21 protein-coding genes are annotated in these 22,808 nt (G+C 41.9%); 4 read left to right on the top strand and 17 right to left on the bottom strand.

Annotated elements, in window-relative coordinates; translation table 11 throughout:
* Nucleotides 1–303 precede the first annotated feature (303 nt).
* Both EVJ30_RS14125 and EVJ30_RS14120 read right to left on the bottom strand, forming a co-directional pair.
* Entirely contained in the window at nucleotides 304–1,452 is a 1,149-nt protein-coding gene (locus EVJ30_RS14125; protein ID WP_131469504.1) for an ROK family transcriptional regulator, read from the bottom strand.
* Nucleotides 1,453–1,537: 85 nt separating this feature from the next.
* Nucleotides 1,538–2,398, bottom strand: coding sequence for an NAD-dependent epimerase/dehydratase family protein (locus EVJ30_RS14120; protein ID WP_131469503.1), 861 nt, complete (start codon nucleotides 2,396–2,398; stop codon nucleotides 1,538–1,540).
* 387 nt (nucleotides 2,399–2,785) lie between these two features.
* On the opposite strand from EVJ30_RS14120, the gene EVJ30_RS14115 reads away from it, so the two are divergent.
* Both EVJ30_RS14115 and EVJ30_RS14110 read left to right on the top strand, forming a co-directional pair.
* Nucleotides 2,786–3,238 carry a sigma factor gene (locus tag EVJ30_RS14115; protein ID WP_131469502.1) on the top strand — a complete coding sequence of 151 codons (453 nt, stop codon included), beginning with the start codon at nucleotides 2,786–2,788 and terminating at the stop codon, nucleotides 3,236–3,238.
* A gap of 5 nt (nucleotides 3,239–3,243) precedes the next feature.
* Nucleotides 3,244–4,113 carry a tyrosine-type recombinase/integrase gene (locus EVJ30_RS14110; protein WP_131469501.1) on the top strand — a complete coding sequence of 290 codons (870 nt, stop codon included), beginning with the start codon at nucleotides 3,244–3,246 and terminating at the stop codon, nucleotides 4,111–4,113.
* A gap of 700 nt (nucleotides 4,114–4,813) precedes the next feature.
* Here EVJ30_RS14110 and EVJ30_RS14100 read toward each other — a convergent pair.
* From EVJ30_RS14100 to EVJ30_RS14030, 15 genes are all read right to left on the bottom strand, one after another.
* Nucleotides 4,814–5,419: a CatB-related O-acetyltransferase gene (locus EVJ30_RS14100; protein WP_201739085.1), complete on the bottom strand. Its 606-nt coding sequence runs from the start codon at nucleotides 5,417–5,419 to the stop codon at nucleotides 4,814–4,816.
* A gap of 76 nt (nucleotides 5,420–5,495) precedes the next feature.
* Entirely contained in the window at nucleotides 5,496–6,902 is a 1,407-nt protein-coding gene (locus EVJ30_RS14095) for a lipopolysaccharide biosynthesis protein (RefSeq protein ID WP_131469499.1), read from the bottom strand.
* Nucleotides 6,903–7,049: 147 nt separating this feature from the next.
* The gene (locus tag EVJ30_RS14090) at nucleotides 7,050–7,940 is read right to left on the bottom strand and encodes a glycosyltransferase family 2 protein (RefSeq protein ID WP_161568858.1); all 891 of its coding nucleotides are present in this window, start codon (nucleotides 7,938–7,940) and stop codon (nucleotides 7,050–7,052) included.
* 67 nt (nucleotides 7,941–8,007) lie between these two features.
* On the bottom strand, nucleotides 8,008–9,192 hold the full coding sequence (locus EVJ30_RS14085) for an O-antigen ligase family protein (RefSeq protein ID WP_131469497.1): 1,185 nt from the start codon (nucleotides 9,190–9,192) through the stop codon (nucleotides 8,008–8,010).
* On the bottom strand, nucleotides 9,192–10,214 hold the full coding sequence (locus tag EVJ30_RS14080) for a glycosyltransferase family 4 protein (RefSeq protein WP_161568857.1): 1,023 nt from the start codon (nucleotides 10,212–10,214) through the stop codon (nucleotides 9,192–9,194). Before EVJ30_RS14080 ends, EVJ30_RS14085 begins: the two co-directional genes overlap by 1 nt.
* Before the next feature lie 63 nt (nucleotides 10,215–10,277).
* Nucleotides 10,278–11,069, bottom strand: coding sequence for a glycosyltransferase family 2 protein (locus EVJ30_RS14075; protein WP_131469495.1), 792 nt, complete (start codon nucleotides 11,067–11,069; stop codon nucleotides 10,278–10,280).
* Between the two features lie 113 nt (nucleotides 11,070–11,182).
* Nucleotides 11,183–12,199: a glycosyltransferase family 2 protein gene (locus tag EVJ30_RS14070; protein WP_131469494.1), complete on the bottom strand. Its 1,017-nt coding sequence runs from the start codon at nucleotides 12,197–12,199 to the stop codon at nucleotides 11,183–11,185.
* Nucleotides 12,200–12,214: 15 nt separating this feature from the next.
* A complete protein-coding gene (locus EVJ30_RS14065; protein WP_131469493.1) occupies nucleotides 12,215–13,351 on the bottom strand; it encodes a polysaccharide pyruvyl transferase family protein in 1,137 nt (378 codons plus the stop codon).
* 65 nt (nucleotides 13,352–13,416) lie between these two features.
* Nucleotides 13,417–14,349, bottom strand: a complete 933-nt coding sequence (locus EVJ30_RS14060; RefSeq protein ID WP_131469492.1) for a glycosyltransferase family 2 protein — start codon at nucleotides 14,347–14,349, stop codon at nucleotides 13,417–13,419.
* Between the two features lie 24 nt (nucleotides 14,350–14,373).
* Nucleotides 14,374–14,985 carry a sugar transferase gene (locus EVJ30_RS14055; protein WP_131469491.1) on the bottom strand — a complete coding sequence of 204 codons (612 nt, stop codon included), beginning with the start codon at nucleotides 14,983–14,985 and terminating at the stop codon, nucleotides 14,374–14,376.
* 17 nt (nucleotides 14,986–15,002) lie between these two features.
* A complete protein-coding gene (locus EVJ30_RS14050; protein ID WP_131469505.1) occupies nucleotides 15,003–16,835 on the bottom strand; it encodes a polysaccharide biosynthesis protein in 1,833 nt (610 codons plus the stop codon).
* Between the two features lie 76 nt (nucleotides 16,836–16,911).
* The gene (gene galU / locus EVJ30_RS14045; RefSeq protein ID WP_131469490.1) at nucleotides 16,912–17,811 is read right to left on the bottom strand and encodes a UTP--glucose-1-phosphate uridylyltransferase GalU; all 900 of its coding nucleotides are present in this window, start codon (nucleotides 17,809–17,811) and stop codon (nucleotides 16,912–16,914) included.
* A gap of 218 nt (nucleotides 17,812–18,029) precedes the next feature.
* Nucleotides 18,030–18,797, bottom strand: a complete 768-nt coding sequence (locus tag EVJ30_RS14040) for a tyrosine-protein phosphatase (protein ID WP_131469489.1) — start codon at nucleotides 18,795–18,797, stop codon at nucleotides 18,030–18,032.
* 15 nt (nucleotides 18,798–18,812) lie between these two features.
* Entirely contained in the window at nucleotides 18,813–19,529 is a 717-nt protein-coding gene (locus tag EVJ30_RS14035) for a CpsD/CapB family tyrosine-protein kinase (RefSeq protein ID WP_070328404.1), read from the bottom strand.
* Nucleotides 19,522–20,247 carry a YveK family protein gene (locus tag EVJ30_RS14030; protein ID WP_131458539.1) on the bottom strand — a complete coding sequence of 242 codons (726 nt, stop codon included), beginning with the start codon at nucleotides 20,245–20,247 and terminating at the stop codon, nucleotides 19,522–19,524. Before EVJ30_RS14030 ends, EVJ30_RS14035 begins: the two co-directional genes overlap by 8 nt.
* A gap of 194 nt (nucleotides 20,248–20,441) precedes the next feature.
* Here EVJ30_RS14030 and EVJ30_RS14025 point away from each other — a divergent pair, with 194 nt between their 5' ends.
* Nucleotides 20,442–21,614 carry a hypothetical protein gene (locus tag EVJ30_RS14025; RefSeq protein ID WP_131469488.1) on the top strand — a complete coding sequence of 391 codons (1,173 nt, stop codon included), beginning with the start codon at nucleotides 20,442–20,444 and terminating at the stop codon, nucleotides 21,612–21,614.
* 27 nt (nucleotides 21,615–21,641) lie between these two features.
* Nucleotides 21,642–22,658 (top strand): UDP-glucose 4-epimerase GalE, encoded by a 1,017-nt coding sequence (gene galE, locus EVJ30_RS14020; protein WP_131469487.1) that lies wholly within the window; start codon nucleotides 21,642–21,644, stop codon nucleotides 22,656–22,658.
* The last annotated feature ends 150 nt before the right edge of the window (nucleotides 22,659–22,808 follow it).

Here is a 22,808-nt window from a genome sequence, read left to right as displayed (position 1 = left end):
CATATCGGATGAGGGAAAAGAAACGGGCCGGCATCCAGCCGACCCGTGTCGATAGTTTCCAAGAGTAACGTGTAAAAAAGGGATTTTTAATCCGTTATTAAGAAGGAATTTTAAACCGCTGTTGACATATGTCCATGTCTTCCCCTCCACTTTCCCGTTTGAGAGTGTCACCCCTTACTTAGTAAATTAAATTTATTATCTAACTACAAACAGACTATACCATACGGATTTTATATTTGTAAACGGTTTCATTTAATTTATTTTTCGACACAAAAAAATCGCCCTCGTGTGAGAGCGATTGAGTCATTGGATTTCGCCGAACAGCTGGTTCGTGATGAGTGCGGCCGCACCGAGCGCGCCGTGGTTGGCGTTCCATGGAACGACGCGGATGTCAGTCTGGCGCGCGTCCATCGTCAACGCCGTCTGGGCGACGCGTTCCTGGATATTGGTGACGACTTGTGGCGCGTAGTTGAACAGCGGCCCCCCGAGCAAGATCCGGCTCGGGTTCAATAGATGAATCATATTGAGCGTCGCGATGCCGACGTATTCCCCGGCCCGCTCATACAGCTTTTGGACGTCCGGGTTCGTCCCGACCGCGTCGCGCATGCCGTCGAGCGTCAAGTCATAGAGCTCTCGCGCCTCGTTCAAGATGGCCCGTTCGCCGGCGACGGCTTCTAAGCAGCCGCGGTTGCCGCACGAGCAGATCGGCCCGTCGAGCATGATGCGCATATGGCCGATCTCACCGGCGATATGGTGCTCGCCGTCGATCAGCTCGCCGCCGTGGACGTAGGCGCCACCGATACCATAGCCGGCGTAGACGTAGAAGAACTCGTCGATGCCGATCGCCTCGCCGAAGTAGAGCTCCCCGAGCGCGAGCGTCCGGACGTCGTTCTCGACGAAGACGTTCTGTTTCAGACGCGCCTCGAGCTCCCGCTTCAGCGGGATGTCGTGCAAGTGGAAGCGCGGCGCGAACAAGACCATCCCCGCTCCGGCCTCGACCATCCCGTGGACGGACACCCCAAGTCCGATCACGTCCCCGGAAGTCTTACCGGCAAGTTGTATGTATAGCGTCACGATGGCGTCGATGAACTCCTCGTTCGTATCGAACCGCTCGTCGTGCCACGCCTCGTCAAGTAATTCTCCGTGAATGTTCGTTACGACGCCGTGCAGTTTTCGTTGCGTCGCGTCGATACCGATGACGAAGCGGTCGCTCGCCGCGAGCTCGAGCATGATCGGGCGCCGTCCCCCGCTCGAGACGCCGAGCTCACGCTCGTTGACCAGCCCTTCTTCCTTTAATTCATTGACGATGTTCGAGATCGTCGGCTTCGTCAAATTCGTCGCCTTGGCGAGCTCGACCCGGGACACCGGCTGATGGAGCCGGATGAGCCGGAGGATGAGCGAGCGGTTATACGTCCGCATCCATTTCGAGTTCCGTGGTGTCGTCTTCCCCATAACTAGTCCACCCATTTCTGTGCTTTTTTCTTAGTATAGCATGTCGGAGAAACCGGTCATGGGTTGACTGAAAAAATCCGGCAAATCAATTCTTTTCGGTCGCGACGACGCTGTCAAAGAAGTCGCGAACGTGATAATTCTGCGGATACACCGACAGCTCTTTCGCATACGCGAAATCCCCGAACAGCTTGTTCATCGTGACGTTTCGGTCGACGAGTTTCCCGATGACGCCGTTGAACAGACCTAAGCGCCGGACGCGGTTGCCGTGGACGGCCCCGATCATCGAGACGAGGTCGGACGTGCACACGTAGTCCGCGTTCTGGGGATGGAACGTCCCGCTGTCTTCGTTCAAGACGATGAGCGCTAACAACTCGGACAAGTTGTCGATATGGATCATGCTACGTTTATTCTGATAGCTCGGGAAGAACGGGACTTTTTGAGCAAGGCCCGCCAGTTTCACGTAATTGCCTTTCGAGCCCTTCCCGTAAATCATCGGCGACCGGACGTTCGCGACCACGAACGTTTCGTCTGCCAACTCCGCAAGCTTGTTCTCGGCTTGAAGCTTGCTGTCACCGTAAAAGTTGGTCGGATTCGGCACGGTGTCGCGCGTGATCATTTTCGCGGTCGTCGCGTCCCCGTAGACGATCATGCTGCTGAGGAAGATGAACTGCTTGACGCCAGATTGTTTCGCTTTGGCTGCTACTTCCGCTGTCAGCTCCGTGTTCACCTTGTAGTAGAGGTCTTCCATACTTTTATCCGTCGACACATGGGCGATCCCGGCCACGTATAGGATTGCATCATAGCCTTCAAATGAACGTTGTCTCCATGCGCCGTCACGCATCCCGACCGTATCGACGTGAATCTGCTCCTTGTAGTGCTCCTCGATCCAACGCTTGCATGAATTTCCGACAAAACCCGTTATCCCGGTAATCAACACTCGCTTCACGGTATCGCCTCCGATGTATGTTTCACTCGTCCCTTCCACTTTCTATATAATTCTTCCCGTAATTGTCACTGGATACACATAAAAAAAACGCTCATTTACGGAGCGTCCGACTTCTAAATTGCTTGATCAAACGAAGCCAACTTACGGTTAATTCGGATGGCATCCTTCGCCGAATCACCTTTTTTGACCAAGCGGAGAATATTCATTGATATTCAATTTTCGGATGTTGCTACACGGTCGCCTTTCGACTCCATACCTTATCTTAGGGAGATATTTGATATAAGGCCTAGGCTTACGTGCGATAAGGCCGTTGGTGCATCGGGGATATCAATGACTATACTCGAAGCATCCTAGGAAATTGACAGAGCGCTCGAGAAAGAGCAACCAATGAACACAATCGATGATCAAATTCACGAGTGGGAACCGATGATCCACTACGTCATCCGCCACTTGCACATCCATCCGAACGAACAAGAGGACTGCGCCCAAATCGCAAGGATTGCTTTATGGGAGGCGTTGAATCGCGGCTGCACGTTATCGAAAACGTACTGCTTCCAACGTATCCGAGGAGCGATCCTGAACCACCAACAAAAGAACGCCCGTCACTTGAAACATGAAGTCGCGGCCGAACGCCTGCCCGAACAATGCATCGAGTCCGAGCGTCACTTCTACGACTGGCTCGACGAACAACGGATGTTGCTGTCACCACGCCATTTCGAACTCCTCTGCCACTTGATCGACGGGACCGAACAGACGTTGCCTTACTCCCCGAGCCGGCTCCGGGCGTACAAGGCGGACGTCCAACGCGAACTTCGAGAGGCAATCCAGATGAAGGAGTGAACACGATGAAGAAGATGTTGTTGAACGATGCGATCACTGTTTATTTGAAAGACTTGGAGCTACGACGTGAGAAACCCGAGACGACATTGAAATCGTACCGCAACACGCTGCGGCGCTTTGAACAGTTCGCGCTAGAGCGTGGTGCCGTCTATATCCAAGACGTCACCGAGAAGAAACATGCCGTCCCTTACAAACAATCCATCAATGACAAAGCCGACAATACGGTTCGGTCCTACATCATGGCGGTGCGAAGTCTGTTCACGTTCGCGATGGAACGACGCTGGGTGAAACAAAACCCGTTCAGCCGGATCGTCACGCGCGAGAGCGTCCAAAAACAACCGACCATCCTCAGCCGCGACCAGCTGAACACCGTCCTGTATCACGCGCGCAACACGACGCTCTACACGATTTATCTCGTCGGGGGTGACGCCGGTCTCCGGATCAGTGAAATTTTAAATTTAGAACTGAACCATCTCGATTTCGAAAACAGCATCCTAATCGTCTTGAAAGGGAAAGGCAAAAAAACGCGATTGATCCCGATGACGCCTCGACTCGCCCAAGAACTGAAGACGTACATCGAGAAGGACCGACCAAACGTCGGAGACTCCAACTATGTCTTTCTCATGCCAAGCGGCCGCGTCGTTCAGGCGAACTTTGTGAACGAGGATTTGAAACAGATTGCGAAAGCGCAACTCGGTCTCCACTTGACGAGTCATATGTTGCGTCATAGCTTTGCGACGACACTCTATAATCAAAGTCACGATATTTTAGCAGTCGCGGATCTGCTAGGCCATACATCGACCAAGACAACAGAACGCTATCTGCATGTGTCTCAAGAGCGGAGTCGTAAATTGATTGAAGGGTTAAATGAATAAGCCAATCGAATAATTGGCAGATAGCTTCTATAAAAAGCTGTCTGCCTTTTTTATAATTCATTGATATAGTTGTATTTTGCAATACAAATGTGGTTCTTACGCAATGTTGGTGAACGACGACGAGCCACCCTCTGAAGATGGTCGCTCGTTTTCTTACAATATCAATGAGCGGAGCTCACCTCGGGATTACGACATAGGACTCGAATCCTGAGCAAATCAAAATTTCCCCTTCCGTGCATAAGCTGTTTTAACATCTTCAGGCGATTGACGTTCCCTTCTACATAGCCGTTGTTTTCTTCGAACTGGCAAGCTGGTGTGATCACCTCTATGTTTCGCTTGATACGATTCAAAAAACGTCTCAGTCCAGGACATGCCGTCACCTGTCCATTCATAAGAAAAGCGAGGAGATAATCGGTATCTCTCGAGAGGATAGATTCTCGAAAACCTTGTATGAAACGGATATAACCAACCTATCTTCCAATCGCGTCCTGATTATCAGCAGCTCCTTTGTGCCATCATGCTAGTTTAATCGATATCTAGTCGAAGAAACTTGCCAATCGAATAGTTCTTCGGGCATCGCAAGGAATATGTCACCAATCACTCGTGCATATCAATCTACCAGGTTCAGGGGATGATTAGGTATATATTGCAATACAAGTAAGAATCTATTATGATTTTTATTGTTTAGCGTTCAGTTCATTTAATGAATTATATCTGTATCTCTACTTAAAAATTTTAAATTCTTTTTGATTTTTGTACTATTCCATTCCCACCATCTTAAATCTTCAAGACAGTTTATTTCTTCACTAGAAAATCTATATTTAATATGCTTAGCAGGCACTCCACCCACAATTTCATAAGGCTTTACATCTTTAGTAACAACTGCTCCTGCACCAATGACCGCTCCATTTCCAATCTTAACCCCTTCTAATATCACAACATTCAGACTTATTAATACATCATTTCCAATCTCCACTCGCTTTCTAGTTAGTTGAGAGGATACAATGGGATGGGTTGTTATTAATCCATAATCGTGCTCAAAAGGACTAATATATACCCCGGACGATATGGAACAAAATTTTCCAATAGTACAATTCTCTATATATGAACTTCTATTCACATAACTATAATCCCCTATTTCTACATTACTTTTTACCACAGTTTTTTCTGATATTAATACATTAAAACCATATTTCGCTTTTAAACTGGCATCTAAACTATGAATTTTAGTAGAGTGCTTTTTATTATAAAAATAAACCAGTACAAAGCTAACAATTTTTCTTGAAATTTTTTTTACATATATCAATTTTGTTTATACCTCCTACTTAAGAACTTTAGAGTTTCATTTTTTGAATAAATAAAGTTTTCTCAGATCTAAAAAATCAAATGTATTTATTACTATTTATGAATTTTTTTAAGAAAACAAGAAAGATATTTTTTAGACTATATAATGCAACACCAAATAACATAAGAATACAAATAGATAAAGTTATAGTGTTATCGACCTTATAAAATATCAAAACAGTAACAAGCAAGAGTGAAATATAAATTATACAAGAATATGATAAATTTATTTTAAATATTCTCCATACTTTAATTAGCCTCAATATAGCCAATGTTATAAACGATATACATAACGCTGCCACCGAACCCTGAAGTCCAAATATTGGCGTTAAAATCCAAAGCATTACAAAATTAACCCCTGAAGCGACTAGAGTGGTCCAAAAAATCCATTTTGTTATCTTTTCTGCCATAAAAATAGTTCCAACAAAGTTAGCAAAAGCATTTGCTGCAACCCCAATTAATGCCAGAGGAATTATCATTAACGCTTCATAATATGCACTATTAATAAAGTATGGAAATATTATTTTTATAATTAGCATGAATATCGAACTTCCTATAAGTACAGCGTTAAAAATATAATTTATACCCTTTTGATATTTTAACAATCTATTTTTGTCACCCACCATTAAATAAGCCATCTCATTCCATGCATACTGAAAAACCGTAACAACGATTGCAATCATAGAAGTAAATCTAAAAGCCACTGCAAATAGACCGTTCGAATAGCTACCAAGATTTTGTAATATAACAATCTTTGTGTATCCACTCAACATCCAATAAGCAACAGCAGCAATACAAAGTGGAAATGAGAATTTAATCATGTTTAATTGAAGATTCAGATTTAGTTTAGCAAAGTTTATTTTTTTTAAAGGGTTCAAACTAATTTCAATAATAAATATTTGGACCAAAGACCCTACAATAGACGCTATATATAATGACTCAAGGCCGAACTCGAATTTAGTTATTAACGTAATATTAATGACAGCACTGAATATACTGTTCAATAAACCTGACATAACAAATAAGTTATTCTTCATAAAAGATCTAGATATAAATGTATATTGATACTGGAAAGCAATCGCTATACCATATAAATATACCAACCACATATAGTTAAATGAAATTGTACTACCTAACACTCCAAATGCGAACGTATATATTGTAAAACCTAATACCATAACTACATAAGAGTTTGTTATTACAGCATACTTTTCATCAATCTCTGCTTTATCAAATGAAAACCTGAAAATACCATCCCAAATTTGAAAAAATGCTATTGGGGCAAAAAAACTAATTATTGTAACTACTAAATCATACTCTCCAAATTCTTCAGGAGAAAAATAAAAAGTGTATAAAGGAAGTAGAAAAAATGCTATTAATTTTGAAAGCACATTACCTATGAAATAGGTCCCAGAGGTAATGAAAAATCTCTTTATTATACTCATTTCCCCACCAAAATCCTTTTACTATAATGTAAACTTGTCCAACAATATTATACTTGAATTTGTTAGCACAAATCTTTGACCGAGATTTAACAACGAATTACTTATAGTTCGACAATATTTTTTTATAGACACTTTTATAATCTATGATTATCTTCTGATTAAGTTAATCATTCTTCTAATAGTATTGACATTAATTGCAAGGCAAAAAGAAAAGATATTCACATCTAAATTTTTCATTATTTCAGTATTCGATAAACCTCTTTTTTTCCCCAGCCTTGCATATTCACCAATGTCAAATGCATAGGAAGGAAATGGCTTCAGATGTGAATTTACTTTTTGTGTATAAGTGTATCCTTGAAAATTATTTAGTCTCATTTTGTCAGAACTATTTTTAGTTAGCCCGTCTTCAAGATACTCACAAATACAAATAACTTCTCCATACCATCTTACTTTAAAACCATCTGCCGCAATTCTATTCCATACAGCCTCTTCACTTAAAAAGTTTTCATTTTCAAACTCAGGGAAAGGATACTTTACAAGTATTTCTTTCTTATATATTTCGGCTTTATCTCCTAAAAGCTTAAACTTCGTTCTTTCTAAATTATTTGCATCTACATATTCTTTCCCCTTTGGAAACTGCCCTATAATTTCGTACCCATTTTTTGTTTCTCTTCCTCTTAAGCCTGAAACGCCTGCTAACATATCGTTGGACTTTACTTCGGAGATCCAGTTAAAAATTGCTTGAGTCCCATTCTCCGTCATATAATCATCACTATCGATAATATATATGTAATTGTAACTAGAACAAGTGACTCCATAATTTAAGGCCCTATGCTTTCCTCCGTTTCGTTGCTTATAATAGGAAATTTGTATTTCACCATCTAATATCCAAGATTCAACTTGCTCTTGAGTATTATCTACAGAACCATCATCAATAATAACCCATTCGAACTCCTTTATTTTTTGTTTCTTTAAGGATTCATACAGTCTAGGTAATGTATGAACTCGATTATAAGTTGGAGTTAAGATCGTAAGCATTTCATCCGCCCTTTTTCCCATCTTTTTAGATGAATTATTATAGATTGCTGTTTGTTAATTTTAATGATTATTTACTAGCTTCAATAGCTGTAATGTCACTTAATTCAATTGAATTTTTTTGGATTTTTGATTCATTAACAGCCAGTCCAATAAAAAGAAAATTAAAGAAAAACATAACGTACCAAAAAGTGGAGATTTCAACAAACCCATAAACTAAAACACATAAGAAGCCAATTATTAAGTTACACTGGTATTTATTTAACCTCCCTTTTTTATAAATATTATTAATCTGCTTTAATATAAATCCATAATACAAAACAAACCCGACTATCCCGAAATTAGTTATAACTGCAAGGTAATTATTGTGTACGTTAAGGGTATCTTCAGCCCAGAGTTTGGCATTTGATCCAATGCCAAAAAGCCATTCACTTGGTTTATCAGCCATATAAAAGTAGTTTAACCAAATAACTTCGCGCCCAGTGTAAAGCGATTTAGTAGTAAAAGGTATAGAGTAGTCAAAACCACTGACGTACATACGAGTATAAATCAAAGGAAAGATTGCACCTATAAATATAACAATGCTAAATATAGCAAGAGTTAGATGCTTGCTTCTCCACAATTTCCATGGAAACAGACTACTAAAAAAGATAAATGTCATAAGTGCCATTAAAGCTCCTCTTGAATCAACATTAAGAATAGCCCACGCGCTAAAAATAAATATAAAAAGAGAAATTATTTTCGAGAATTTAATATTCAATTTATCTACAAATATACTTATATATATAGCCGTATACATTACAAGCATTCCAACAGTATTACTATTTAGAAATTCATTTTTACTATATAAAGCTTTCGAATAATAGCCAACAGAATTAAAAACCCAGAATATATTTAGCGATAAAAATATAAAAAGCAAAATTTTTATTTTCTTTTTATTAAAGTTACTATCATATAATAAATATAATAATAAAAAACTAAATGGAGGAGTAATTACACTTCCTATGCCTCCATCAGTGGTGATTACTGTAAAAAAGCCATATGCTAAAAATAGTGCAATAAAAATATATCTCCCTAAATCCTTTACGTATATCTTATTTACAACTACAATACTAATTAAGATTAAAAAATTCCCATAAAATGCAATTTTGTCGTATGCAGAATACAATCTAAAATCAAATAACACAATAGAATTAATAATAATAAGCGTCATTATTAATCCACTGCCTATAAAATTCTTTTTTTGATAATTCACTACCTTTCCTCCGTAATCGTGTAAATTTTATCATACAAATTTTTAGATGATGTTTTGTATAAAATTTCATCTGTAGAAAAACCTGATTTCAAATCATTCACATTGTTATTCTCTAGTACATATCTTATTTTTCTAGCTATTTCATTTTCATCATATACATCATATATAATATCGCTATCTTTAATTGTTAACATCAAGTCAACTATACCAATGTTATTTGAAAGTAGTAAATTACATTTTGAATTTAAAGCTTCAATAACGGCTAAACCGAAAGTTTCAAAAGTACTATTTTGAATATACAAACCACTTTCTGATAAGATTTCAAGAACTTTTTTATGCGGTAATTTATCATGATATGTTACAAAGTCATAGCTACATATTTTGTCCTTATCTGTATATGGTGATCCAATAACAATTAATTTTAAGCCCATCTTTTCATTATTGTTCAATTGTTCAATAGCGTGACAAATTTTCAAGACATTCTTTTGTTTCATTCCACCACCAATTGAAACAATTTGATTATTTTTTTTCCCATTCATTAAATCAGTTTCACTATAGACTACTTCATCAAAATATATACTATTATAATTGTAATCAAATTTTTCTTTATATTCCGGTTCTGCTTTTTTCATGTAATTCATAAATTTTTTAGATACACAAAAAACTTTATCAACACTTCCAAATAATTTCTTCTCATCATTGTTGATTCTTGCAAGTTCATTCTCATTATAAAATTCTTTGTTGATTTTATATTCATAAGTTCGGTACCCATGCATTATATAAAATGTTTTTTTATTGAGGATATTAGCTATTTTTATCCCTAAAAAATTCATTTTTGAATAACTACTAAAACAAATACAATCAGATCTTAACGTTTTAAAAATCATTTCTACTATTCTCATAGGTTTAGTTCTAGCTTTAGAATAACAAATATCGAAATCCTCTAGACCCTTGACTAACATTCTATTAGCAATCGATGGTCCCGTATCTGAGTTAAAATCCCCCATAAAAAAAATTTTCATTATATAAGTCCCTCTAATTATCTTCGGATTTGAAAATTTCATTTCAAAAATATATTATGATCATTATAAATTTCTATACGCTTTTATACCCTCGAACATCCATTGCAAAGATTGTTTAATTGAAACATCATCAGAGTATCGTTTATTATGCCTAATCGCAAAATATAAGCAATATCCAATTGCAAAATACTTTGTCATTGCAGCATATACAGCACCTTTATCAACAAAATATTTATTATTATATCCATGAAACCATGAAGATGTACCGTCTTCATCTTCAATATCTGCTATTATTTCTGTCCACGAGTAAAGGTTTAATCCTTTACTGAAACAAGTCGATAAGAAAATCGAATCTTCACCACTACTAAAATGAGAACCTGCACCAAACAAAACTTGAAAATTAATATTATTTTCTAAGATTTTAGTTCTCCGGAAAGCAATTCTAGCAGATCCGTACCTCATTGAATTAAATTTATTTAATTTTTTATTCTTTTTATTGTAGTATCTATTACTTTTGGTTCCTATTGATGCGAGATTAAATGCAATAAGGTCTGCATTAGGAAAAAAATCAAAAGCCCTTTTAATCATATCAGGATAACCGGGTCTTAATTGCTCATCATCGTCTACGAGAACACAAAAATCCCCTTTAGCCTTAGAAAGTGCCAAATTCCGGCTACGTGACAGGCCTCTTTCTTTTACACATATCCATTCTACACAGTGTCCATTATAGTCGATGACACTATAGTGATGATGATCAGTTTGGTTAATGATGACTGCATCAGACTGTATATTTAACTTATCTAACAACGAATAATCTTTTTGATGCATTGTTGATACCAAAATCTGTACGTTCATTTTTCTCTCCTTACACTTGATCAATTTTTAGGGTTGAAAAACCATTTGTATGAATTTATCAAAATGATAACCGCATTATTTCTATCCTCTAATTGCTATCTAAAAAAACTATATCAGTTAACGCTTTTATTTTGAATTTTTCTTCTTCTAATTACATCTAGCTTCATCATGATGGTCGGGCTCACACACCCACCGAATAAAAGTAACTTCCTATATAATGAAACTTCTTTGTTAAACAAAAATTTCAAAAAATTATATCTAATATATGATTTCCACCGCTTATAATCTTTTGAGTACTCTCGTTCTAGTCCGTTAGATTTAACTTTCACTAATGCTCCTAGACTATAAACGCTTAAATGAAGATTAAGCATAGTATTAACTTTTGGTGTATTAAGTACTAATCGTTCTCCAATATATTTCAATGCTTTTTCACCATTATATAATTTATCGATATCGAATTTTGTTGTTGCAGATGATTCATTATTACGTCTATAATAATAAACTTTTCTATTACCTACTCCAATAGAATTAGCTATTTGTGATACTGTAGTTATAAAATTTAAACCTTCTCCATAAAATAAGTTAGTAGAAAACCATATATCATTATCAACAATCAAAGTACGTTTATAGATTTTATTCCAGCAACCTACAATTACCTCAGGTGATAAAAGTAGAGCTGTAGCTTCTTCGGGATTCATTTTTTCTACAATTTCTCTTTCTGTTTGTTTTTCTCTGTTTTTTGTATAACAAGATTTTGAGAAACAAAAATCTGATCCTGTTACTTCAATTAGACTTTTCATATAGTCAATATAATCCGAAGCAATGTAATCATCCGCATCTACAAAAACTAAATAATCGCCAGTGGATATTTCTATCCCACTATTTCTTGCAGCACTAACCCCAGCATTTTTTTTATGTGAAATCTTTAACCTACTATCTAATTTAGACATCCTATCTATCAATTCACCCGTATTATCTGTAGATCCATCATTCACTACAATCACTTCGATATTTATATAGGTTTGTCTTAGGATGGATAAAATACATTTCTCAATATACTTTTCTACATTATAAGCAGGAATAATAATTGAGATTAAAATATTTTTAGTTTCTTTATTAAAATCACTCATCAATTCCCCTCCTATTCACTTCAAAGTCTTTCTAAGATAGTCTAAAGATTTTTCCCTTTCACTTTCAAGAACAATACTGCTATTACTAAAATCAACTGGTTTATTTAGAAAATCAATAGTTGGATTAAAGTGTTTATCTAAAGAAACTAAGTTTAAAAATGAGATTAGTCTTGATGATTGTTTTCCGGCTGACCCATATTGTCTTTCGAAGGTGTAAAATGGAACTTTGTAATTGACTGCAAATGCAGTACCATGAAAAGAATCTGTACAAACATAAGATGCATTTTTAATATATTGTACAAATTCTACAGGACCTGCATTAGGCGCAGTATCCATCCAATCCGCCCCCTCTTTACGAAAAGGTAAAGCTATGATTTCCATCTTTTTATCTTGCGCTAGTTTTTTCATACACTTCATTGCGTATGAAGAAGGTTCATTTAAAAAATATGCCAAGATATAATTTTTATTACTTAATTCTTTACTTTTTTGAAATTCCAAATATTTATCCCACTGGTTTCCATCAAGCACTAATGTAGGATCAATCAAGTGAACAGCGTCTTGATTAGTTAGTTTTTTAATTATATTCACGCCAGACTCTTCACGTACCGAAATATAAGGAATATCTATAATATATTTAGCAATGATTTTTTTGTTATAGTCAGCTATTTCATTTCTTCCGAAACTTGGAGCAAAAGCTATTCTTTTTTCTTTCGGTGCAAATCTCAAATAATATTGGGGATCAACATAAAGTGCTTCAGCGTTCCAAATTTGATCACTTCCGCATAAAAACGCTTTAAAATCGTTACTATTTGCTTCCCTCTTAATTTGACTCCACGTATACTCACATGGTTGAATTTTTTCAAGTCTAAATTTGTCAAAAAGTGCTTTAGACTCTTCTGAATAAGGTTTACTCATGTTATCACTATAAACTCTCATTCTTTTTCTTATATTAAATGGTTGTTTTAAAAGTCTAAAAATAATAACCGCCAACTTTTTTATTCTTACATCTCTCCCTTTTACAATACTACCTTTTAAAGAGATATTAACCCCATCATAACCTAGTTCTTTTAATATAATTTTACTCGCATAAGCCTGTAATGAAGATCCATAATTGTATCCTGTATGCACAGTTGCAATTCCAACTTTTTTCATACTATTTCTCCTTTAAAGCTAAAATTGATTTCAAGTGGTTGTAGATTTCCTGCGCAAACCTATTATTATTTTCTAGACAAAAATAGAATGACAAACTGATAAGGCAAGCTAAAAAATGAGCAAAGTGCATAATTTGTCATAGCTAAATATCTTTTCCTCCTAAACTCCGCATAAGCTAAAACAGCGTAATGACGCATTTTTACATACTTTTGTTCTTTAGTGGTTAATTTATCGAAATGTGTTTTCTTATAATCATACAATTTTTTTTCTCCATTAATTTTTCCTTCACCACTTGATAACCCATCTGTTTTAGTATGTATATAAGCTTTAACATCGCAAGTGGGTAAATAAGAAAACACACCATTTTTAATTATTGCCTTAGAAATTAAATGAAATTCATCTCCAACATCGACAGGAGAAAACAGGCCAATGTCTAACAAATACTTTTTTTTGAACATCATAACATCTGTCCCTGTCATATGATGCAAAAGGTGGTATCGAATCAAGCTTTCTGATGAAAAGTCTGTAACATATCTTCTATTTCGCTTTTCAATCAGCCTGTCTTCTTCGTCATAAAGCCATAAATCTGTTAAGGAGAAGTCTGAGCCTTCATTAAGCATATGCTCAACTTGTCTATATACTTTTTCCGGGAAGTAAACATCATCATCGTCTAAAAAAGTTACATATTCTCCCGTAGATGATCTAATACCGATATTTCGTGTTTCTGCTGACCCTTTATTATTTTCGTTCTTTATATAAATAATCTCTTTTTTATTTTTAAAATTCTTAACAATTTTCTCAACTTCAGTATTCCATTTATTATCAGCATTATCATCTATCAAGATAATTTCAAAGTTCCCATACGTTTGATTGATTAGCGACTGTAAAGCTTTTTCTAATGATTCCTTTCGTCTATACGTTGCAACAATAATTGAAACCTTAGGAAAAGTATGCGCCAATTTCTTTTCCTTATTAATATCCATAGTAATAGTTGTCATTTTTTGAATTCTCCTGATATTTTACTATTTCTTTATTACTTTTTTGATTTCAGTAGTGCCTTCAACTACGCCATCACTCTTTATAACGCTTAAAACAGTGGCTAAAATGCAATAGAAATCCATCTTAAATGATAATTTCTGAATGTAATAACCATCTAATTCAGCTTTAGTTTTAATATTCAACTCATCACGCCCGTTTATTTGTGCCCATCCTGTTAATCCTGGTAAAACATCATTTGCTCCATATTTCTCACGTTCTTCAATCAAGTCATACTGGTTCCAAAGTGCTGGACGTGGACCAATCACAGCCATCTCACCTTTTAAAATATTGATGAGTTGTGGCAATTCATCGAGACTCGTTTTCCGAAGGAATTTTCCGGCTTTCGTGATGTATTGTTCAGGATCGCTCAGCAAGTGAGTCGGTGTATCTTTTGGCGCGTCAATCCGCATCGTACGAAACTTTAAAATGTTAAAATGCGTTTGATGAAGTCCAACACGTTTTTGTTTGAAGAATATCGGACCTTTAGATTCAAGCTTGATTGCAATCATAATCCCGAGAAACAACGGCGACAGGACAATCAATCCGATTAAAGAAAGGATAAAGTCAATTTTTCGTTTTTGTTCGCTATACTTCATCATTCACACTCCATTTATTAGACAGTCTCGCGTACGTCTTTATTTACGTTCATATTATTTAAATCTAAACAATCGTTTGCCCAGTTAACGAGATACAAACCGAGTCCTTCGCTCGTTTTCAATTCATTCATTCGTGTAAGCTTCTCTTCCAAGTTTGTCTCCTCGGTCACGATGCCAGTAAATATTTTCGGGTAAACCGCTTCTGGATGGACTTCGCCTTCTTTCAGCAATTCCTCGAACATCTTCTCACCAGGACGAATCCCGCTAAAGGAAATCGGAATCTGCTCTTCAGTGAACCCACTCAGTTTGATCATATTACGGGCGAGGTCGACAATCTTCACCGGCTCACCCATATCGAGGACGAACACTTCACCACCGTCTGCCAGTGTACCCGCTTGAATGACGAGGCGACTCGCTTCCGGAATCGTCATGAAGTAACGGGTCATATCAGGGTGTGTCACCGTAACCGGCCCCCCCTTTTCAATCTGTGTCTTGAACAATGGGATGACCGATCCGCGGCTGCCTAACACATTGCCAAAACGAACGACGGCGTATTTTGTCCGACTCGTTTTCGCCAAGTTTTGAATGATCATCTCGGCGACTCGCTTTGTAGAGCCCATGACATTCGTCGGGTTGACTGCTTTATCGGTTGAGATCATGACGAAGCGAGCCGCCCCATATTCATCCGCCGTCTCGGCGACATTTTTCGTGCCGTAAATATTATTTTTCACCGCTTCGTGCGGATTTGCTTCCATTAACGGCACGTGCTTATGGGCGGCCGCATGAAAGACGAGGTGTGGTGAATGTGTCATAAAGACATCACGTAACCGTTCGACGTCTTGGACGTCGGCGATGACTGGAATGAGTTCCACCTCTAAGTTTAACTCTCGCAACTCACGCTCAATTAAATAGATACTGTTTTCACCGTGACCGAGCAGTAACAAGCGCTCTGGTTTAAACTTTAAGATTTGACGACAGATTTCGGATCCAATAGACCCACCCGCACCTGTCACCAAAACAGTTTTCCCTTCGACCTCAGATTGAATACCCGAGATATCGAGTTCGACCGGTTCGCGGCCGAGAAGATCTTCAATCGATACTTGACGCATCTGATTGACGGCAACTTTACCGGCTGCCACTTCTTCGATCATCGGCAACGTATGCACGTTCGTACAAACCGTTTTCGCCCGTTTGATGATGGCTAACCGCTCTTGGTATTTCATCGACGGAATGGCAAAGACGATTTTATCGACCGCTTCCTTCTCGACGATATCTTCTAACTCATCGACTGTCCCGACGACTTTGACCCCATTGACGGTAAGCGTCTGCAAGTGTCGATTGTCATCCAAAAAACCGACCGGATTCATTCGGTGGTTATCCGACTGGTTAATTTGCCGGACGAGCATGCGTCCGGCTTGACCCGCTCCAATGATGAGCGTCCGTTTCTCATCTTTGCGTCGCTTCACGTTTCGACCACGCAAGATTGAAAGCTGATCGTGCTTCCACGTCACGTAAATACGTGACCCTAAACGGATGCCACCTAACAGTAGAAGCGATAAGCAAAAACTGAGGAACAACATCCGTTCCATCGCTTCGCCGTAAACGACGAACTGAATAATATAAAGGGTAATCGTACTCAAGAAAAGCGTCATCGCGAGACGGATCGCCTCCGACATACTCGCAAAGCGCCAAGCGACACGGTATAGACGGCTGACTCCGGCCATGACGATAAATAACGCACTATATAAAATGGCTGACTCAATAAAATGATTTTGATCAATATTTTGAATAAATTCGACTGGATACAAGAAAAAATAAGTGACGACCATCGACGATAGGATTGCTGCCATATCGAGGATGACCAATATACTCGTCCGTAACGACTTTCGACCTAGTTCAGGAATAGACAATCGTTTTCCCTCCCTTTTAATTGACCGCGTTCATAGAAGACTGTTCTTCTACTAACTGCGTCATCATCTTCAAGACATCGTCCCGTAAGTCTTCACGTGCCAAGGCGAACTCTAGCGTCGTCTGGATAAAGCCGAGTTTTTCACCGACGTCGTAGCGCTTACCTGTGAATTCAAAAGCAAATACGCGCTGGACTTCGTTTAACCGTGTGATCGCATCCGTCAACTGGATTTCACCACCCGCACCCGGCTCTTGTGTCTCTAAAAACTTAAAGATTTGCGGCGTGAACAAGTAACGACCGAGAATTGCCAAGTTCGACGGTTCGGTCCCTGGAGCCGGTTTTTCGACGAACGACTCGACTTTATGTAACCCACCTTCAAGCGATGACTGAATGTCAACGATGCCATAACGATGCGTCACGTCGCGTGATACCGGTTGAACACCGATAATCGAACTTTCTGTCTTGTTGTACTGTTCAATCAATTGACGTGTGCAAGGCACGTCTGCTTGCACGATATCATCCCCCAGCATGACGACGAACGGTTCATCACCGATGAACGCTTTCGCTTGAAGCACGGCGTGACCGAGTCCCCTCGGCTTTGATTGACGGATGAAGTGGATGTTGATGTTCGTCGTCTCTTCGACGAGCTTTAAAAACTCCGACTTCCCTTTCTCAATCAATTGCTGCTCAAGTTCCGGCACCGAGTCGAAGTGATCCTCAATGGCACGTTTGCCTTTACCGGTCACAATCAAAATGTCTTCAATGCCTGATTCAACCGCTTCTTCAATGATATATTGGATTGTCGGTTTGTCGACGATCGGCAACATCTCTTTTGGCATCGCTTTTGTAGCCGGTAAGAACCGTGTTCCGAGACCGGCTGCCGGAATGACCGCTTTTTTCACTCGTTTAATTGTCATCTATCCCACTCCTCCTGGATGGTTCTTTCTAATCTGTAGAATCCATAGAAAAAAGGATGTATCTACCATCCTTTTAAAAAAATATAAATTAAGGGTATCATGTTTTATTCATATGAAAAACAAAGTAAGGAAATTGAAACGTAAAATCGTTCGACAGATGTCGACAAAAATCATAAAGATATAGTAGCTGTCAACCGTTTATTGTTAATAAAGGGAAATCATTTCTTCCATTTCCCTCTCCAATTTTTAATTGGAAGAATTGGGGGATCGATGAAGACGAACTCATCTTTCATGACCGCCTCGGCGTTACCGACGTACGTGTCCCATTTGTCGGCCCCAAGTTCTTTTGTGACAGCGTCTTTGGCGTCATCCCAATAGAACGTACGGCGGCCGGTGCTATGGGCGTCTGAGGCGATCAAGTGGCTCAGTCCGTTACGTAGAAACGTAAAAGCGAGATCTTGCACGTTCTGCCCGAATTCACCCGTCAGGCTGCCTGTCGTGATTTGCGACAACGCCCCCGACGACACGAAGTCCATCAGGCGTTTCGGGTTCGTCGCAAACTCTTTGTTGCGCTCGGGGTGGGCGATGACCGGCGTGTAGCCTTCTGTCTGTAGTCCAAAGAACAGTTGCTCGGCGTAGGCCGGGACGGAGTCGCTCGGGAACTCGACGAGAACGTAACGCGAGCCGGCGAGCGAGAGCGCCTTGCCTTGCTCGAGCGCCTCGACTAACTCGCCGAACACGCGAATCTCTTGCCCGGCGTATAAGTCGAGCGCGATGCCTTCCTGGCGCAAAACGTCTTGAAGCTTGGCGACGGCGTTTTGGACGTTCAACTCGTCCGTCTCGAACTGGGGGTGAAACGCGTGGGGGGTGACCACGATTGCGGTCACCCCTTCGCTTGCCGCGCGCTTCGCCATTTCTACCGCTTGTTCGACCGTCTCCGGTCCGTCATCAACGGCCGGGAGCAAGTGACAATGGATATCGATCATGGCGTTGTCTCCTTTTTACTCGTACGCGTAGTAGTAATAATAATCATCGCTGCCTTGCGGCTCACGCTTATTCAAGACGACACCGAGGATATGGGCCTCGGCGAGCGTCAACTGTTCTTTCGCTTTGACGACCATCTGGCGGTCCGACTTGTCGCAACCGACGACGAGGACGACGCCGTCCACTTTCCGGGCGAGGACGCGTGTGTCGGCGACTTGCATCATCGGCGGGGCGTCTAAAATGATGATGTCGTAATTCGTTTTCAACTCTTCGAGCACGCGGTCCATCGTCTTCGACGACAACAGCTCCGACGGGTTCGGCGGAATCGGTCCCGCTGCCATCAAGTCCAAGTTCTCGACTTGTGTCGAATGCGTCGCTTTCTCGATCGTCGTCTTTTTAGCGAGGACGGTCGACAGCCCGATCCCGTTCGATAGACGGAACGTGAAGTGGGCAGTCGGGCGGCGCATGTCGCAGTCGACGAGTAAGACGCGCTTGCCTTGCTGGGCGTAGACGACGGCGAGGTTCGACGACGTCGTCGACTTGCCTTCACCAGACGAGGCAGATGTGATGACCATCGTCTGTAAGTCGTCATCGACGGCCGTGAACTCGAGGTTCGTCCGGATCGTCCGGTATTGCTCGGAGATCGGCGACTTCGGCTTATGGACCGTGATCAAGTCGCGGCCTGTCTTGTCGTATTTGATATGTTTGTGTTTCTTTTTCCCGAAATTAAACATGGACTTCTTCACCTTTCACTTTCGCTTGGCGTTGTTGCTGCATCTCGACACGGTCAATGACCGGGATCGACCCTAATACCGGGAGTTCTAAAATCGTCTCGACGTCTTGCTCCGTCTTGATGCGACGGTCGAGCACGACTTTGAGGAAAGCAATGGCGACTCCGATCATCAAGCCGAGCACGGTCGCGATCGCCGTGTTGAGCAAGATGTTCGGGCTGACCGGCAACATCGGAACGGACGCATCCGACAACACTTTGACGTTGTCGACGCCGCTCATTAGTTCTTTCACTTCTTTCGAGAACACGGTGCTGATCTCGTTAGCGATATCCGTTGCGAGCACCGGGTTCGTATGTTGGACCGCGATGTTGATGACTTGCGAGTTTTGTTCGCTGTTGACGGTAATCAAGTTACTAATGTCCTCCGGCGCACCGACGACGTTCTCTTGGACCGGCTCTAAGATAGCCGGGCTCTGGATGATGACGCGGTACGTGTTGACGAGCGCGACCGACGACTGGACTTGGCCGGTGTCGATCATGTTGTTTTGAGTCTCTTTCGGTGCGACGAGCACTTGTGTCGACGCCTCATACGTCGGTTGGATGACGTACGAGCTGACGAGGAAGGCGATGAGTGCCGCGATAAGTGCTAAACTTGCGATGAGCCATTTGCTCCGCTTCAAGATGGAGAACAGTTCTCCAAGGGAAATCGTTTCTTCATTCATATTCGTGTTCTCTCTCCTCTATTCTGTAAAATCACGACTGGAAAATTTCCGCAAATAATATTTTTACTGACAATACCAAAACATTATAGCAAAAATTATCTCCCGTGATGACCCATTTTTTAAAAATTGGGTTTTTTGGCATGCAAATCTGCTAAACTTTGAAAGGAATAACTTTACAAAAGGGGGAGACAATAGTGCACGTTAGTGAGCGCCTACTCCAGCTATATGCCGATGTCGATGCGTCGACACGTACAAAATTACAAACTTTAATCAAACAAAATCTAGGGGACGGCAAATCGTTGACCGTTTCTTTTGAAGAACTGACCGGTGCGACGAAAGCCTCACTCCCGACCGATGAAAAATCAGCGGCCGACTTCACGGCTTGGATCAAAGACGGGAAGAAAGATGCCACGTTCCTTCCATATTATGTGTCTTTACTCGAGAAGCATGATCGGGTACTGAACAAAGAAGCGACGGTGCCGCAACCAATCACGGTTGACAAGACAGTCGTCAACGAGACAACTCCTGAAAAAACGCCACAATCAGCAGCACAGACTCAGAAGCCGCGTTACGTACCGGAGACTTCGGTCCCGTCACGCGCCGAACGGGCCAAGCGAATTGAACCGGCCCGCCCTCGTAAGAAGAAAGGCAAATGGCTCGGTGGCCTGTTGCTCGTCGCAGTCTTATTAGGCGGCGGTTATATCGGGTATCCATATGTAGCGGCGTTGTTTGAGCCGAGCGAGACAACGGAAGTCGAAGCCCCGGCGCCTGAACCGGAACCGGTCGTCGAACAACCGGAGACGAACTACGTCTGGCTGGCGACGAAAAACGTCAACCTCGTCAGCGAACCGAACGGCACGACAGTCACCTATATAGGAGATATCGGCGATCGCTACGAGATTGTGAACGAACAAGACGATCATGTCGAAGTCGACCTCGACGGCACGACGGCTTGGGTCGCGCTCGATGCCGTCACGACCGACTGGCCGTCACGCGCTCTGACTGACAGTACGCTGCTCGACTGGGCCGAGACTAACCTAGACAACGCTTGGCTTGGTGAAGCGCTCCCTGATTTCTTCGCGATGAACGAGGCCGCGCTCACCGAGACGATCGGCGCACCGTACGGTCGTGAGACCGACGCCTTGAACGCCTATGCGTTCTACAACGGCGGCTTCTTCGTCATTCAAGACGACCAAGTGCACGCCATCGACTGGACGAACACGCAACTCGCGCGTGAGGCGTTCGACCCGCTCGGTGAACCCGTCATCGAGACGAACGACGCGCTCGTCTATGAGAGCGAGACGTACTCGCTCCGCTTATTTATCGGCACGAACGGACAGACCCGCGTGCGTTTGACAGAAAAATAATAGTTTTCTTCGGAAGGAGTAACCCCCATGACTACAATTTTAGTTACAGGTGGTGCCGGCTACATCGGCACCCACACCGTCCTCCAACTACTTGAGACCGGACACGACGTCATCGTCGTCGACAACTTGTCGAACAGCCGCCGTGAGGCGCTCGACCGCGTCGAGGCGCTGACCGGTAAAACGGTCGAGTTTTATCTCGGCGACATCCTCGACCGGGAGTTATTGGAACAGATCTTCTTGAAACATACAATCGACGCCGTCATCCATTTCGCCGGACTGAAAGCCGTCGGCGAATCGGTGAACGAGCCGCTCCGCTATTATGAGAACAACGTCGTCGGGACGACCGTCCTGCTCGACGTGATGAACGCGTTCGACGTGAAACAGATCGTCTTTTCTTCTTCTGCGACCGTGTACGGCATGCCGGAACGGACACCGATCGACGAATCGTTCCCGCTCAGTGCGACGAACCCGTACGGCCGCACCAAACTGATGATCGAAGATATCATGCGCGACTTGGCCGTCGCCGACCCGTCATGGAGCATCGCGCTCCTCCGCTACTTCAACCCGATCGGCGCCCATGAGTCAGGCCAGATCGGTGAGGACCCGTTCGACGTACCGAACAACTTGATGCCGTACATCACGCAAGTCGCCGTCGGCCGCCTGAGCGAACTGAGCGTGTTCGGTGACGACTACGACACACCGGACGGCACTGGTGTCCGCGACTACATTCACGTCGTCGACTTGGCGGAAGGCCACTTGAAGGCGCTCGACTACGTCATGGACCACACCGGCGCCGAGGCGTTCAACCTCGGGACCGGCACGGGCTACAGCGTCCTCGACCTCGTCAAGGCTTTCGAGGCGGAGAGTGGAAAAACTGTCCCTTATAAAGTGACACCGCGTCGCCCAGGCGACATCGGCAGCTGCTACGCCGACCCGACGAAGTCGAAAGACGCGCTCGGTTGGGAAGCGAAACACGACGTCCGCGCCATGTGCCGCGACGCCTGGAACTGGCAAGCGAACAACCCGAACGGTTACCGGGCATAAGAAAAACCCCTTGCGAGAGAACGGAGGGCACTGAAAAACCTCCGCTCTATCCGAGCGTGAACAGAAAAAAGGGCGATTGGACCGACTCAAGTCGGGACAATCGCTCTTTTTCCTTGCCCTTATCCTGTTTTTTCTTTTGAGAGGGTGATG

It is taken from the genome of Exiguobacterium sp. SH5S13 (assembly GCF_004337085.1).
In the GTDB taxonomy this organism is placed as follows: domain Bacteria; phylum Bacillota; class Bacilli; order Exiguobacteriales; family Exiguobacteriaceae; genus Exiguobacterium; species Exiguobacterium aurantiacum_A.
This window is presented reverse-complemented; position numbering and strand designations above follow the sequence as displayed.

Bases quoted from the DNA above. Each gene is read 5' to 3' on its own strand.
- EVJ30_RS14125 (WP_131469504.1), bottom strand. From the start codon at position 1,452: ATGGGGAAGACGACACCACGGAACTCGAAATGGATGCGGACGTATAAC.
- EVJ30_RS14115 (WP_131469502.1), top strand. From the start codon at position 2,786: ATGAACACAATCGATGATCAAATTCACGAGTGGGAACCGATGATCCAC.
- EVJ30_RS14110 (WP_131469501.1), top strand. From the start codon at position 3,244: ATGAAGAAGATGTTGTTGAACGATGCGATCACTGTTTATTTGAAAGAC.
- EVJ30_RS14095 (WP_131469499.1), bottom strand. From the start codon at position 6,902: ATGAGTATAATAAAGAGATTTTTCATTACCTCTGGGACCTATTTCATA.
- EVJ30_RS14090 (WP_161568858.1), bottom strand. From the start codon at position 7,940: ATGCTTACGATCTTAACTCCAACTTATAATCGAGTTCATACATTACCT.
- EVJ30_RS14080 (WP_161568857.1), bottom strand. From the start codon at position 10,214: ATGAAAATTTTTTTTATGGGGGATTTTAACTCAGATACGGGACCATCG.
- EVJ30_RS14075 (WP_131469495.1), bottom strand. From the start codon at position 11,069: ATGAACGTACAGATTTTGGTATCAACAATGCATCAAAAAGATTATTCG.
- EVJ30_RS14070 (WP_131469494.1), bottom strand. From the start codon at position 12,199: ATGAGTGATTTTAATAAAGAAACTAAAAATATTTTAATCTCAATTATT.
- EVJ30_RS14065 (WP_131469493.1), bottom strand. From the start codon at position 13,351: ATGAAAAAAGTTGGAATTGCAACTGTGCATACAGGATACAATTATGGA.
- EVJ30_RS14060 (WP_131469492.1), bottom strand. From the start codon at position 14,349: ATGACAACTATTACTATGGATATTAATAAGGAAAAGAAATTGGCGCAT.
- EVJ30_RS14055 (WP_131469491.1), bottom strand. From the start codon at position 14,985: ATGAAGTATAGCGAACAAAAACGAAAAATTGACTTTATCCTTTCTTTA.
- EVJ30_RS14050 (WP_131469505.1), bottom strand. From the start codon at position 16,835: ATGGCAGCAATCCTATCGTCGATGGTCGTCACTTATTTTTTCTTGTAT.
- galU (WP_131469490.1), bottom strand. From the start codon at position 17,811: ATGACAATTAAACGAGTGAAAAAAGCGGTCATTCCGGCAGCCGGTCTC.
- EVJ30_RS14040 (WP_131469489.1), bottom strand. From the start codon at position 18,797: ATGATCGATATCCATTGTCACTTGCTCCCGGCCGTTGATGACGGACCG.
- EVJ30_RS14035 (WP_070328404.1), bottom strand. From the start codon at position 19,529: ATGTTTAATTTCGGGAAAAAGAAACACAAACATATCAAATACGACAAG.
- EVJ30_RS14030 (WP_131458539.1), bottom strand. From the start codon at position 20,247: ATGAATGAAGAAACGATTTCCCTTGGAGAACTGTTCTCCATCTTGAAG.
- galE (WP_131469487.1), top strand. From the start codon at position 21,642: ATGACTACAATTTTAGTTACAGGTGGTGCCGGCTACATCGGCACCCAC.